Below are 12,511 nucleotides of genomic sequence, written 5' to 3'. Positions count from 1 at the left end.
GGCTGGCTATGGTCAAGCATGAGCAACCAACCGGAGGACCCGCGTGACCCTGACTACGAGGGTCGACGGTTCGCTAGCGACGAAGAAGCCGCCGCGGCATTGCCTGAACCGAGTCTCGACGACCCAGTCGCCGTGGGCATCTTGTTCCTCAAAGCGCTGCGAGACCCGGTGCAGTACTCGAATGCGCTCCACAATCTTGTCACTCCGGAGTCGCTCGACGCCTGGGGAGATTTTTCAGAGGCCGCGAAAGGCCTCGAGGCTATTCAGAACCCGGGCTTTGGAAGCAGGGCAAACAGGGCTCACGATGCCTCGGACGTTGCGTACGTCAAGATTCTCTCCAACATCGAACAATCGTACGAGGTAACAGAGGAGCAGGTGGTCCTCGCAGCAGCGGTGGTGACGCTTGTCTGGAGGCCTGAGTTCGGGCAATGGATGGTACATGGGCTCGGCGACCACATTCGCCCCGAAGACCTGCCACGTACCTCTCCCAACGATGCGCCAGAGGAGAGTCCGGAACCGTAGATTTTTACTCGGCCACTTCAGGGGATGGAAGTTCTATGCCATCCGGTCGTGAGAGCCAGTACGTTCGGTACTCCCGTTGAACGATGAGGCTCGGTGAGCCGGGACTGCTTCGGCCGGGCGAAGGCTCGGCCGAAATGAGGCGGTAGCGCCCGGGCTCTGAATCGTGCGTTTGGTAGATCGGGGCATGGCTGATCGCAAACGACCAGCTGATGCTCCCCCCACTGTCGAGCTGATCAGAGTAGGAGACTCCAGGTGGCTGCCCCTCCAATGACCGCGTTGCGGCATCCTCTTGGGTCACCCAGTGTTCGATCCAGGTCCAGGCGAGAAACTCAATCGAGTGATCTGCACCTGGGGCCAGCGTGACGACCCGGTCGTAGACCCTCTCTCCACCGTCCATCGGCAGGTAGTCGACTCGCAGTTGGACGACTCTCTGGCTGCCGTTGTAGATCCCAATGCGGCCCTGGACACCGAGCGCCTTGCGTGCGTCGGCGGGGAGCGTGAAAGACGCGTCCAGTGGGCAGCGTTCCCAGGAGTTGGCCTGGTAGGGATTCGGCGAGAGCGTCGGTGGCCAGAAGATCGTCTGCTGAGGGATGACCGAGATAGCTGGAAGTGTCGCGTCGATGCGAGCTCGATGAGCCTCTACGACGAGTGCCCTGCTATGGCCTTCCTCCTGCCGCGCGATCTCGAGCGCGTCATTCGCGGTTTCTAGACCTGCTGCTGCTGCCTGGGCCGCCTCGCGCGAGGCATTCGCACTCTTCCGCGTCTCCCACGACTGCCAAGCGACGATTGCTGCTGCGACGCAGGCAGCAGTAGCAGCGACGACCTCGGCTCCATCCGGCATGTCCCGAAGGTAGCCCCGAAAGGGCCCGCAGTACGGGTGAATCTGGAGCAGGGCGCGACGCTACGGTCCGACGTGCTCCACCATGCGCGCCATGGTGATCGCAGATCAGGTTCAGCAGGTAGGGGAGCGCGCGCGTGGCCGCGTTCCGGAGGATCACGGCCTGGGTGGCGCTCGCGGCCCGGGAGGGGCCTCAGAGGGCCCGTGGGAGACGTGGGAGCCGTGGGAGCCCTCGTGGGAGGAGCCTGGGGGCACTGATCCTTGGTGGCCCGGTTGGGGGCCTCCTGACGCGGAGCGCGTGCGGGTGAGCGCGCGGGGCCCGCGGCGCTCGTGGACCTGGACGCGCACGGCCGCGGGGGACGAGTTCGAGCAGGTCGTCGAGGAAGGCGCCGTGCTCGCGGTCGAGGTCGACCGCGGCGGCGGCCCTCGCTCGCAGACCGTCCGCGGCGGGTCGCAGGTCCAAGACGGGGGAGACAGCCGGGCGCTCGCGGTGCTCCAGCTCGTCGTCGACGTCGTGGGGGTCGTCGTGACGGTCGGCGGGCTCGTGGCGACGGTCGCTGCGTTGGGGTGACCCGGCCGTCCCGCGGGGTCGGGCGTCGGAGCTTCGCCGGCTGGGGTCTGGGGGACGGTATGTCCTGGCTCTGGCCCTGGCCCGCGCGGTCCCCGGGTGAGCTGCTCGTCGAGCTAGCCCCCAGGCAGACATACCGCCGTGGGATCTCCTCGAGCTGAGCCGGCGGTGGTATGTCCGGGGGCTCGTGGTCGTCGAGCTGGGCGGCGAGCTCGTCGAGCTAGGGGGAGACATGCCGTCGCGCTGGTCTGGCTCGAGCTCTCCTCGAGCTCGAGCGCGCGCCCGGGTTGTCGGGCTGCTGCTGGGGGCCCGCGTCGACGCGGGGCTTCGGTGGGGGCGACGTCGTCGTGCTCCGGGTCTCGTCGCGGTCGTCGTGCGCGGGCTGGTGGGGCGCTCGCGGCCGCGGCGGTCGCTCGTCGACGTCGGCGCTCGCGGCTGGTGGGGCGCTCGCGGGCGGCCGTCGGGGTGGGGGCTCGTCGGGCCGGGGCCCGGGCGGTATGTCTGGGGGGGGTGGCCGCGGTCGTCGAGCTGCTGGTCGGGCTCGAGCTGCTCGTCGACGGGGAGCTGGTGGGACATACCGTCGGGCGTGAGCTGCGTGAGCTGCGTGAGCTCGGGGGTGTGGGGATCTCGGTGGGCTGGTCGTCGAGGGGGTGCTCGTCGACGTCGGGCGTGGGGTCACGGGCGTGGGCTACCAGGGCCAGTGGTGGGCGAGGGCGATCAGGGCGAGGCGTAGGGCGGTGGTCGCGGCTTCTCGGTGCCACCAGGGGCGTCCTTGGTGGCGGGCGCGTCGTCGGGGGCTGTGGTGCTCGGGCATGGTCGTCCTCTCGGGTCGTGGGGCCCCGGTCGGGGCCCTCGCTTCGAGGGTGCGGGGGCTGTCGAGCCACCCCCGCGGCGCTCGCGGCCGGGAGCCGGCTCCGGGTCGGGGGCGGTATGTCTGGGCGCGGAGGCCGCGGCTGGGTCGGGGGCGAGCTGCGTGAGCTCGCGGGGGACTACCGTCGTCGCGGTCGGAGCTGGAGGAGATCTCGGCGGCCTGGCTATGGGGCGTCGGCGCGGCGGACTTTCACTCGCCGCGCGGTTTTCCCGATGTGGGCGCGACCGGGAAGAATGGCCGTGAACGTGCTGTGAAGACCCGGCGCGTCCGGCCGGCCGACCGCGCGTCGGCCGGCCACCCCGACCCGAACGACCGATCTCGCGGCGAGGCCGCGGAGGAGCACCATGTCGCAGCCGCCCACGGCACCGCAGGACCCCTACCAGTTCGACCCCTACCGGCCGCAGGGCTCCGACCCGGCGCAGGAGGGGCACGGACAGGGGCAGGACGCGTGGGCGCCGCAGGGAGAGCCGCAGCCCCAGCCGTACGGCTCGCCCGACGCCGCGTACGGCGCGCCCGGCTACGGCAGCACGCCGGAGCAGGCGCCCTACGGAGACCCCGGCAACCCGCCTTACGGTGCCGATCCTCAGGCCGCGTACGGGCAGCAGGGCTACGGCCAGCCTGCCGGGTCCCCGGCGCAGGGGTACGCGCAGCCCTACCCCGACGCCGGCGCGCAGCAGCCGTACGGCCAGCCCTACGGCGACCCCGCCCAGCAGCCCTACGGCGCCGCGCAGCAGCCCTACGGGAGCCCGTTCGGGAACGGCTACGCCCCGTACACCGCGCCCGCGTCGTCGACCGGGACGATGGCGATCGTCGGCTTCGTGCTCGCGATCCTCGGCTTTCTCGGCAGCTGGATCCCGTTCGTCAACATCTTCGCCGCAGTCATGGGCATCGCGGGCGTGGTGCTCGGCTTCGTCGGGCTGTCGCAGGCGAAGCGGGGCCGGTCGGGCAAGGGCTTCTCCATCGCGGCGATCGTGCTGGGCGTCGTGTCCGTGCTCGTGACGATCCTCGTGTGGGTCCTCTTCGTCATCGCGGCGAACGAGGCCTCGTCGCAGTACGAGCAGTCGCTGGCGGAGATCCAGGAGGACTCCGACCGTGCGCTCGGCGAGTCGACGGACGAGATCCTCGCGAACGACCTCGAGGTCGAGATCGGCACGTTCGAGGGCACCGCCGACGAGTTCGGCTGGGTGGAGTCCGCGCTGCCGGTCACGCTGACCAACACCTCCGACGAGCCGCTGACGTTCGACCTCGACATCGACGCCGTCGCGGCCGACGGCACGGTCGTCGAGTCCGACTTCGCCTACACCGACGAGCTCGCGCCGGGCGAGTCGACGACCGTCGAGGCCTTCGACTTCATCGACTCCGAGAACCTGGAGGCCATGAAGACGGCGACCTTCGAGGTCACCCGCGTGAGCGCGTACTGACCGGCGCACGGGACCGAGGGACGGACCGGTGAGCACGAGCGACCCCAGGACCCCGCCCGACGACGCGGCGCCCGCACCCGTGTGGGGCACGGCGCCCGGTACGGCGGGGGAGCGCGAGCCCGCGCCCTCGGCGCCGGACCCTGTGCAGGCCAGCGCGCCTGCGGACGGCGGCGAACGCCCGGCCCCGGGCGACCCCGAGCCCGGACCGGCCGCGCAGCCCGCGCGCGCCCGGCCGCCGGGTACGGGCGTCCTCGTCACGGCGTGCCTCGGCGTCCTGCTCGTCGGGGCCGTCCTCGTCACCGAGGCCATGACGGCGCGCTGGGGCTGGGCGCACGTGGGCTGGCTCTACCCCGTCGCCGGAGCCGTCGTGCTGACGGTCGGCGCCGTCGCCTGGCGTCGGGGCACGCGCGGCGTGCCCGGGGCGACGCGCGCGCTCGTCGCGCTGCTCGCGGGGACGGTCGTCGTCACGACCTGGGTGGCTGTCGACCTCGTGCCCGCGTCCGGTCCCGGCTACGGCGTCGGCAGCTCGCTGCGCGGGTACCCGCTCGGCGGCGGGTCCGACGACGGCCCGGAGATCACGGCCGTGTCCGACCGCGTCTGGTTCGGTGACTCGGTCCGGTACGCCGACGGACTCGTCGTCGTGGTCTCGGCGCCGCAGGCGTACACGCCGAGCGAGCACGCGGCGGTGCGCGACGGCGACCCGCCGGACTCCGTGCGTGTCCGGGTGCGCCTGACGAACGGCACGGGCCGCGCCGTCGACCCCGGGAGCATCGACGTGCAGCCGGTGTCGGGCGGCCTCGTGGCCCGCCGGGTGTACGACTACGCGCCGGACGTCCTGCTCGAGCGTCCGGACCTCGTCGCGCGGGGGTCGAGCGGCGAGTGGGACCTCGTGTACGCCGTCCACGACCCGGATGACGTCACGGTGGCGCTGGAGCCGACGTGGGCGAACTACGCGGTGGCGGTCTTCTCCTGGTGACGACACTTCTGAGAGAGCGCGGGCGTCACTCCGTGCGCCGCAGGTACTCCTGCGCGAGCCGGTGCGGGGCGCGGGCGAGCCACGCGTCCTGGACGAGCTCCTCGAGCTCCGGCACAGGGACCCGGTCGAGCCGCGCGAGCACGATCGGGTACCCGTCGAAGTGGCTCGTCGTGAAGAACGTGCCGGGGTCGTCCTGGACCAGCGCGGCCTTCTCGCCCTCGTCCGCGACGCGGAGCGCGACGGGCGGCTCCGCCGGGGCCGCGTCGCCCAGCTCCTCGAGGTCGCGGCGGCGCAGGGGACGCTCCCACACGAAGAGCTTGCCGTGCACCGTCCACCGGCGCGCGTCCTTGAGGTCCGTACCCGGCAGCACCGCCACGACCCGTCCGACGTCCTCCCACGAGGCCATGCCTCCACGGTAGGCACCCGGTCGCGGGCGGGCCACACGGCCGCCGCCCGGCTCGACGCGGCGGGTCAGAAGGGCGCGACCTTCCCGAGCGGAGGGAAGATCTCGTCGAGCTCGGCGAGGTCCTCGTCCGTGGGCCGCCACGCGCCGGCGGCGGCGTTCTGCCGCACCTGCTCGGGCTTCGTCGCACCCGCGATCACGCTCGACACCTGGGGCCGGGAGAGCAACCACCCGAACGCGACCTGCACCTCGGTGATGCCGCGCACCTGGCAGAACGCGCCGAGCCGCGCGAGCGCCTCCCAGGGCGCGGACTCGAGCAGGTGCGGCTTGGTGCGCACGAGCCGGCCGTCGTCGGGCCGCGCGCCGTGCGCGTACTTGCCGGTGAGCAGGCCGTTCGCGAGCGGGAAGTACGGCAGGACGCCGAGCCCGTACGCCGCCGCGGCGGGCAGCACCTCGAGCTCGGCCGCGCGGTCGACGAGGTTGTACTGGTTCTGCGCGGACACGAACCGCACGGTGCCCGCCGCGCGCGCGACGAGCTCTGCCTCCGCGATCTGCCACCCGGCCCGGTTGGAGTGACCCACGTAGAGCACCTTGCCCGCGCGCACGAGGTCGTCGAGCGCCGCGAGCGTCTCGTCGATCGGCGTCTGCGGGTCGGGGGTGTGGAACTGGTAGAGGTCGATGCGGTCGGTGCCGAGGCGGCGCAGCGAGCCCTCGACCGCCCGCACGACGTAGCGGCGCGAGCCGCGCGCGTCGAAGTCCGCCCCCGCGGCCCCGCGCATCGACATGCCGAACTTCGTCGCCACGACGACGTCGTCGCGCCGCGACCCGAGCGCCTGGCCGAGCAGCTCCTCGCTCAGGCCCGGGCGGCCGCCGTACGTGTCGGCCGTGTCGAAGAACGTCACGCCCGCGTCGAGGGCGGCGTCGACGACGGCGCGCGTGCCCTCCAGGGTCTCCGTCGCCGTCGCGGGGCGCCCGAAGTTGTTGCACCCCAGCCCGACGGCGGACACCGCCAGGCCGGACCGGCCCAGGCGGCGCAGGGCGGGGCGGGGTGCGGGGTCGTCGCTCGTGGTGGTCATGCGGCCGACCTTACGTCGGCCCGCGCGACGACGTGACGGCGGAGGCGCGCGCCGCGACGGACGCGACGAGCCGTTCCAGCGGGCCGCGGCCGATCGCCCAGCGCCACAGGGTCGCGACCACCAGCGTCGCGAGCACGAGCGCGAGGAGCGGCCCGTTCGTCGTCTGCTCGTACGCCGCGTCGCCCCACGCCCACAGGACGACGATCTGGGCCGAGTAGACCGTGAGCGCCATGGCGCCGACCGCGGCGACGGGGGCGAGCGCCCAGCGACCGACCCGGCCCGCGAACAGGCACAGCCCGAGCACCGCGACGGCGAACCCGCCCGACCCCACGACCTCCAGGAGCGTGTCCGTGTGCGGCCCCGCGAGCCAGAGGTACGCGCTCGTCGGCCACGGGTCCGCCCACCCGAGCGGCTCCGGCCGGTACGCGCTCGACCACACGGCGGCCGCGTCCTCCACGGCCTGCGTCCCGCCGAGCGGACCCGTCACCAGTGCCGAGACGCCGTACCCGAGCCCGGCCGCCAGGAGCCCGCCGCCGACCAGCGCGACGCGCGTCGTCCTCGCGCCGAGGTCGGACCGACCGATCGCGATCCCGACGAGCACGTACGCCATCCACACGACCGCCGGGTAGTGCCCCGAGACGAGGAAGTCCGTGAGCGCACCCGACCCGTCGTCGGGCAGGTGGAGCCCGCCGCGCGCGAGCACCTCCGGGAGCCACAGGGCGAGCACCGGGCCGACGACGGCGACCACGCCCGCGAGGACCAGGAGGTCCCGGCGCCGCCAGCGCAGGAACGGCAGCGCGAGCACGAAGTAGGCGGCGTAGAAGCCGAGGATGAGCAGCACGCGCGTGCCGAGCAGGTCCAGCAGCCCGGCCAGGGCGAGCAGGAGCACCGCGCGCACGAGGACCCGGGTGCGGTTCTGGAGCGCGGGCAGCCCGTCGAGCGGGGTGCGTCCGCCCGAGACGAGGGCGAGCGACACCCCGGCCACGAGCGCGAAGAGGACCGACGAGCGGCCGTGCGACAGCGAGAGCCAGCCGGAGACCTCGCCGAAGTCGTCCGTCGTGAAGCCCACGTGCGCCGCGAACATCCCGAGGACCGCGACCCCGCGCGCGACGTCGAGCCCCGTGACGCGGCCCGGCCCGCCGAGCAGGAGCGCGGCGTGGCGCCGCGCGAAGCCGGCGGAGGGTCGAGCGCGGTCGCCCGGGGCGGAGGTCGTGCCGGTCGCGGCCGTCATGGGGGGATTGTCCGTGCGCGGGTGCGCTCCCACCCCGCCGCCACGCCGGGGACGAGCCGCGCGGGGACCGCGCGCCCAGAGTGTGAGAACGGGGTCGAGAACGCCGCACCCGCGGCCTACGGTGCGGGTATGACGCACACCCCCCACGGCGCCGACGAGGCCGCCGAGCACCACGCCGACGCCCCCACCGGGGCAGGCAGCGACCCCGCGCAGGAGTCCGAGTCGTACACCCACGGCCACCACGAGTCCGTGCTGCGCTCGCACCGCTGGCGCACGGCCGAGAACTCGGCCGGCTTCCTCCTGCCGCACCTGCGCCCCGGCATGAGCCTCCTCGACGTCGGCTGCGGCCCGGCCACGGTCACCGTCGACCTCGCCGACCGCGTCGGCGACGGGCGGGTCGTCGGCGTCGACGCGTCCGAGGCCGTCCTCGACAGCGCGCGCGAGCTCGCCGCCCAGCGCGGCACCGCGAACATCTCGTTCCAGCACGCGAACGCCTACGAGCTGCCGTTCGCCGACGGCACGTTCGACGTCGTCTACGCGCACCAGCTCCTGCAGCACCTGTCCGACCCGATCGGCGCGCTGCGCGAGATGCGGCGCGTCACGAAGCCGGGCGGCCTCGTCGCCGTGCGCGACGCCGACTACGCCGCCATGACCTGGTACCCCGAGTCGCCGGGGCTCACCGAGTGGAACACGCTCTACCACGAGGTCACCCACGCCTACGGGTACGAGGCCGACGCCGGCCGTCGCCTCTTCTCCTGGGTGCAGGACGCCGGGTTCCCGCTCGACGGGATCGAGCCCAGCGCGAGCACGTGGTGCTACGCCACCCCCGCCGACCGCACGTGGTGGGGCGGCCTGTGGGCCGAGCGGTGCGTCGCGTCGAACTTCGCCGTCCAGGCGAAGGAGTCGGCGCTCGCGGACGACGTCGCGCTCGAGCAGCTCGCGCAGGACTGGCTGCGCTGGGCCGAGGAGCCCGCGGGCTGGTTCGCCGTCCTCAACGGCGAGGTCCTCGCCCGCGCGTGATCGACCGGGCACGGCCGGATAGCCTGGGCCCGTGCGCATCGCGAGATTCACCACCGGAGACGACCCCCGCTACGCCCTCGTCCAGCAGGAGGGGGACCGCACGTACCTCGCGGTCCTCACGGGCGACCCGCTCTACATGCCCGTCACGCCGACGGGCGAGCGCGTCGAGCTGGGCGACGGCGTCCGGCTCCTCGCGCCGGTGATCCCGCGCTCCAAGGTGGTCGCCGTGGGCCGCAACTACGCGGACCACGCGAAGGAGATGGGCAACGACGTCCCGACGAGCCCGCTGCTGTTCCTCAAGCCGAACACGTCGGTCGTCGGCCCGGACGACCCGATCGTCCTGCCCGACTTCTCGCAGGAGGTCTCGTACGAGGCCGAGCTCGCGGTCGTCATCGGGCGCCTCGCGAAGGACGTGTCGCCCGAGGCCGCACCGGCGTACGTGCTCGGGTACACGGTCGCGAACGACGTCACCGCGCGCGACGCGCAGCGCACCGACGGCCAGTGGGCGCGCGCCAAGGGCTTCGACTCCGCGTGCCCCCTCGGGCCGTGGATCGACACCGACCTGAACCCCGAGGACGTCGGCGTCCGCAGCCGCGTCAACGGCGAGGTCAAGCAGGACGGCCGCACGAGCGACATGATCTTCGACATCCCGTTCCTCGTGTCCTACGTCTCCGAGGCGATGACCCTGCTGCCCGGCGACGTCATCCTCACCGGCACGCCCGCGGGCGTCGGGCTGATCGACGTCGGCGACCGCGTCGAGTGCGAGGTCGAGGGGCTGGGCGTCCTGAGCAACCCGGTCGTCCGGCGCGGCTGACCGTGGGACGCGGTCCGGGCCGCGTCGTCGCGCGGTGGGCAGGCTGGGGCGCCGTCGTCCCGTGCGTGGTCGTGGTCGTGCTCGCGGTCCTCGCGATCGCCTCCGGGAACGTCCCCCTGGGCGAGGTGCTGGCGTACGCCGTCGTGCTGGCGATCGTCCTGGTCCCGGGGTGCGCGCTCGCGGGCGCCGCCCTCGGCGCGGCGGTCGCCGCGACGCGGTCGTGGCGGGCCGGGCGCGCGGGAGGCGCGGCGGGGACCGTCCCGGACTGAGACGAGGACGGGCCCGGCGCCGGACGCCCGGGCGGGGGGCGGCGTCGGGCAACTAGGCTGGGAGCCGTGATCCCCGCACCTGGTTCCTCGCCCGTCCGCGTCCGCTTCTGCCCGTCCCCGACCGGGACGCCGCACGTCGGGCTCATCCGCACCGCGCTGTTCAACTGGGCCTACGCGCGGCACACGGGCGGCACGTTCGTGTTCCGCATCGAGGACACCGACGCCGCGCGCGACAGCGAGGAGAGCTACCAGCAGCTCCTCGACGCGCTGCGCTGGCTCGGGCTCGACTGGGACGAGGGCGTCGAGGTGGGCGGCCCGCACGAGCCGTACCGGCAGTCGCAGCGCGCGGACATCTACCAGGACGTCATCGCGCGGCTCGTCGAGGGCGGGTACGTCTACGAGTCGTTCTCGACCCCGGAGGAGTCCGACGCGCGCAACGCCGCCGCGGGGCTCAAGACGAAGGGCTACGACAACTTCGACCGCACCCTCACGGACGAGCAGAAGGCCGCCTTCCGCGCCGAGGGCCGCGAGCCGGTGCTGCGTCTGCGGATGCCGGACGAGGACATCACGTTCACCGACGTCGTGCGCGGGGAGATCACGTTCAAGGCGGGCTCGGTCCCGGACTACGCGCTCGTGCGCGCGAACGGGCAGCCGCTCTACACGCTCGTGAACCCGGTGGACGACGCGCTCATGGGCATCACGCACGTGCTGCGCGGCGAGGACCTGCTCTCCTCGACGCCGCGCCAGATCGCGCTCTACCGGGCGCTGCTGGAGATCGGCGTCGCGCACGTGATGCCGGAGTTCGGGCACCTCCCGTACGTCATGGGGGAGGGCAACAAGAAGCTCTCCAAGCGCGATCCCGAGTCGAACCTGTTCCTGCACCGTGAGCGCGGGTTCACGCCCGAGGGCCTGCTCAACTACCTCGCGCTGCTCGGCTGGTCGATCTCGCCGGACCACGACATCTTCACCGTCACCGAGATGGTCGAGGCGTTCGACGTGCACGACGTGCTGCCGAACCCGGCGCGCTTCGACCTCAAGAAGGCCGAGGCGATCAACGCGACGCACGTGCGGATGCTCGCGCCGCAGGACTTCCGCGACCGCCTGGTCCCGTACCTGCACGCGGGCGGGCTCGTCCCGGCGGACTCGTTCGCCGACCTGTCGCCCCGCAACCAGGAGATCCTCGCGGCGGCCGCGCCGCTCGTCCAGGAGCGCATGGTGCTGCTGGGCGAGTCGGTCGGGATGCTGGGCTTCCTCTTCACGGCCGACGACGCGCTCACGGTCGAGGGGGATGCGCGCGGCGCCCTGCGCGACGACGCGAAGGACATCCTCGCGGCGGCGATCGCCGCGCTCGACGTGCTGCAGGACGACGAGTTCGTCACCGCGGCCATCGAGGAGCGTCTGCGCGACGCGATCGTCGAGGGCATGGGCGTCAAGCCGCGGTTCGCGTTCACGCCGCTGCGCGTCGCGCTCACGGGCCGCCGCGTCTCCCCGCCGCTGTTCGAGTCGATGGAGCTGCTCGGCAAGGGCTCGACGCTGGAGCGCCTCGTGCGCCTGCGGGACGCGCTGTGACCGACGCCGCGGCCTCGGCGGGCGCGCCGCTCGAGGGCGTCCTGTTCGACGTCGACGACACGCTCGTCGACACGCGCGCCGCGTTCGCGCAGGCCATCGCCGCCGCGTCGCGCGTGTGGCTGCCGCACCTGCCCGAGGAGCGCTACGACGAGGTCCTCGCCCTGTGGCGCGCCGACCCCAACGGGCACTACCGCGCGTACACGCGCGGTGAGGTCGACTTCGACGCCCAGCGGATGGCGCGCGCCAACGAGCTCCAGGCGGCGTTCGGCGGCGAGCTGCTCGACGACGCGGCGTACGTCGACTGGAAGGACCTCTTCTGGGGCACGTTCGAGGCGTCGTGGGCGGCGTTCGCCGACTCCCGCGGCGTCGTCGACGCGCTCGCGGGCGCCGGGGTGCGCGTCGGGTCGCTGACCAACGCGCGCGTCGAGCTCCAGACCCGCAAGCTCGCGGCCGCGGGCCTGGCCGACGTGCCGCTGCTCGTCGGGGTGGACACGCTCGGCTTCGGCAAGCCCGACCCGCGCGTGTTCGCCGAGGCGTGCCGTCGTCTCGGCACCGACCCGGCCCGCACCGCGTACGTCGGCGACGAGCTCGACGTCGACGCGCGCGGCGCGCTCGCCGCGGGCCTCGTCGGGGTGTGGCTCGACCGCCCCGGCACCCGTCGCGGCGGCCCGCACCCGGAGGACCCGACGTCGGCCCGCGCGTCGGGCGTGCACGTCGTCCACGGCCTCGACGACCTCCCCGCGACGCTCGGCGTCGCGGCCGCGCAGACCCCCGCGCCGAGGTAACCCCCGGCCCTGCGAGGCACAGCCCCCGCTCCGCGAGGTAGAGCCCCGGTCCCGCGAGGTAGAGCCCTGGTCCCGTGAGGTAGAACCTTGGTTCCGCGAGGTAGAGGTCTGGTCATGACCAGACCTCTACCTCGGCCCACCATGCCTC

13 protein-coding genes are annotated in these 12,511 nt (G+C 73.3%); 9 read left to right on the top strand and 4 right to left on the bottom strand.

From position 1 onward, the window contains the following. Positions 1-18 precede the first annotated feature (18 nt). Complete coding sequence (locus RSE42_RS12650) at positions 19-522, top strand: hypothetical protein (RefSeq protein WP_128082837.1); 504 nt, start codon at positions 19-21, stop codon at positions 520-522. 4 nt (positions 523-526) lie between these two features. Here the strand turns inward: RSE42_RS12650 and RSE42_RS12645 are convergent, their stop codons facing one another. After that, a complete protein-coding gene (locus tag RSE42_RS12645; RefSeq protein WP_137281010.1) occupies positions 527-1,363 on the bottom strand; it encodes a hypothetical protein in 837 nt (278 codons plus the stop codon). 301 nt (positions 1,364-1,664) lie between these two features. On the opposite strand from RSE42_RS12645, the gene RSE42_RS12640 reads away from it, so the two are divergent. The 3 genes from RSE42_RS12640 to RSE42_RS12630 all read left to right on the top strand — a co-directional run bounded on the left by RSE42_RS12640 (position 1,665) and on the right by RSE42_RS12630 (position 5,196). After that, the gene (locus RSE42_RS12640) at positions 1,665-1,931 is read left to right on the top strand and encodes a hypothetical protein (RefSeq protein ID WP_085387632.1); all 267 of its coding nucleotides are present in this window, start codon (positions 1,665-1,667) and stop codon (positions 1,929-1,931) included. Positions 1,932-3,143: 1,212 nt separating this feature from the next. Then, positions 3,144-4,220 (top strand): DUF4190 domain-containing protein, encoded by a 1,077-nt coding sequence (locus tag RSE42_RS12635; RefSeq protein ID WP_415296474.1) that lies wholly within the window; start codon positions 3,144-3,146, stop codon positions 4,218-4,220. Positions 4,221-4,248: 28 nt separating this feature from the next. Then, positions 4,249-5,196, top strand: coding sequence for a hypothetical protein (locus RSE42_RS12630; RefSeq protein ID WP_415296472.1), 948 nt, complete (start codon positions 4,249-4,251; stop codon positions 5,194-5,196). Positions 5,197-5,221: 25 nt separating this feature from the next. On the opposite strand, the gene RSE42_RS12625 is transcribed toward RSE42_RS12630, so the two are convergent. The 3 genes from RSE42_RS12625 to RSE42_RS12615 form a co-directional block, all read right to left on the bottom strand. After that, complete coding sequence (locus tag RSE42_RS12625; RefSeq protein ID WP_114553906.1) at positions 5,222-5,602, bottom strand: MmcQ/YjbR family DNA-binding protein; 381 nt, start codon at positions 5,600-5,602, stop codon at positions 5,222-5,224. A gap of 65 nt (positions 5,603-5,667) precedes the next feature. Next, positions 5,668-6,675, bottom strand: a complete 1,008-nt coding sequence (locus RSE42_RS12620; RefSeq protein WP_114553907.1) for an aldo/keto reductase — start codon at positions 6,673-6,675, stop codon at positions 5,668-5,670. A 10-nt stretch (positions 6,676-6,685) separates the two neighbouring features. After that, the gene (locus RSE42_RS12615) at positions 6,686-7,906 is read right to left on the bottom strand and encodes a heparan-alpha-glucosaminide N-acetyltransferase domain-containing protein (RefSeq protein ID WP_415296470.1); all 1,221 of its coding nucleotides are present in this window, start codon (positions 7,904-7,906) and stop codon (positions 6,686-6,688) included. A gap of 129 nt (positions 7,907-8,035) precedes the next feature. On the opposite strand from RSE42_RS12615, the gene RSE42_RS12610 reads away from it, so the two are divergent. The 5 genes from RSE42_RS12610 to RSE42_RS12590 all read left to right on the top strand — a co-directional run bounded on the left by RSE42_RS12610 (position 8,036) and on the right by RSE42_RS12590 (position 12,363). Further along, complete coding sequence (locus RSE42_RS12610) at positions 8,036-8,926, top strand: methyltransferase domain-containing protein (protein WP_043656661.1); 891 nt, start codon at positions 8,036-8,038, stop codon at positions 8,924-8,926. 31 nt (positions 8,927-8,957) lie between these two features. Further along, the gene (locus RSE42_RS12605) at positions 8,958-9,740 is read left to right on the top strand and encodes a fumarylacetoacetate hydrolase family protein (protein WP_034654511.1); all 783 of its coding nucleotides are present in this window, start codon (positions 8,958-8,960) and stop codon (positions 9,738-9,740) included. A gap of 2 nt (positions 9,741-9,742) precedes the next feature. Further along, entirely contained in the window at positions 9,743-10,009 is a 267-nt protein-coding gene (locus RSE42_RS12600; RefSeq protein ID WP_137281016.1) for a hypothetical protein, read from the top strand. Positions 10,010-10,075: 66 nt separating this feature from the next. After that, positions 10,076-11,578 carry a glutamate--tRNA ligase gene (gene gltX, locus RSE42_RS12595; protein WP_415296467.1) on the top strand — a complete coding sequence of 501 codons (1,503 nt, stop codon included), beginning with the start codon at positions 10,076-10,078 and terminating at the stop codon, positions 11,576-11,578. Then, positions 11,575-12,363, top strand: a complete 789-nt coding sequence (locus tag RSE42_RS12590) for an HAD family hydrolase (protein ID WP_415296466.1) — start codon at positions 11,575-11,577, stop codon at positions 12,361-12,363. The genes gltX and RSE42_RS12590 overlap by 4 nt, the downstream gene beginning before the upstream one ends. Positions 12,364-12,511: the final 148 nt, after the last annotated feature.

It is taken from the genome of Cellulosimicrobium sp. SJTW-1, from assembly GCF_047716875.1.
GTDB classification, from domain to species: domain Bacteria; phylum Actinomycetota; class Actinomycetes; order Actinomycetales; family Cellulomonadaceae; genus Cellulosimicrobium; species Cellulosimicrobium funkei.
The sequence above is the reverse complement of the archived record's forward strand: the minus strand, read 5'-3'. Positions and strand labels throughout refer to the sequence as shown.

What these genes read in the sequence shown, in the direction of transcription:
- RSE42_RS12650 (WP_128082837.1), top strand. Translation starts at nt 19, where the DNA reads ATGAGCAACCAACCGGAGGACCCGCGTGACCCTGACTACGAGGGTCGA.
- RSE42_RS12645 (WP_137281010.1), bottom strand. Translation starts at nt 1,363, where the DNA reads ATGCCGGATGGAGCCGAGGTCGTCGCTGCTACTGCTGCCTGCGTCGCA.
- RSE42_RS12635 (WP_415296474.1), top strand. Translation starts at nt 3,144, where the DNA reads ATGTCGCAGCCGCCCACGGCACCGCAGGACCCCTACCAGTTCGACCCC.
- RSE42_RS12625 (WP_114553906.1), bottom strand. Translation starts at nt 5,602, where the DNA reads ATGGCCTCGTGGGAGGACGTCGGACGGGTCGTGGCGGTGCTGCCGGGT.
- RSE42_RS12620 (WP_114553907.1), bottom strand. Translation starts at nt 6,675, where the DNA reads ATGACCACCACGAGCGACGACCCCGCACCCCGCCCCGCCCTGCGCCGC.
- RSE42_RS12615 (WP_415296470.1), bottom strand. Translation starts at nt 7,906, where the DNA reads ATGACGGCCGCGACCGGCACGACCTCCGCCCCGGGCGACCGCGCTCGA.
- RSE42_RS12610 (WP_043656661.1), top strand. Translation starts at nt 8,036, where the DNA reads ATGACGCACACCCCCCACGGCGCCGACGAGGCCGCCGAGCACCACGCC.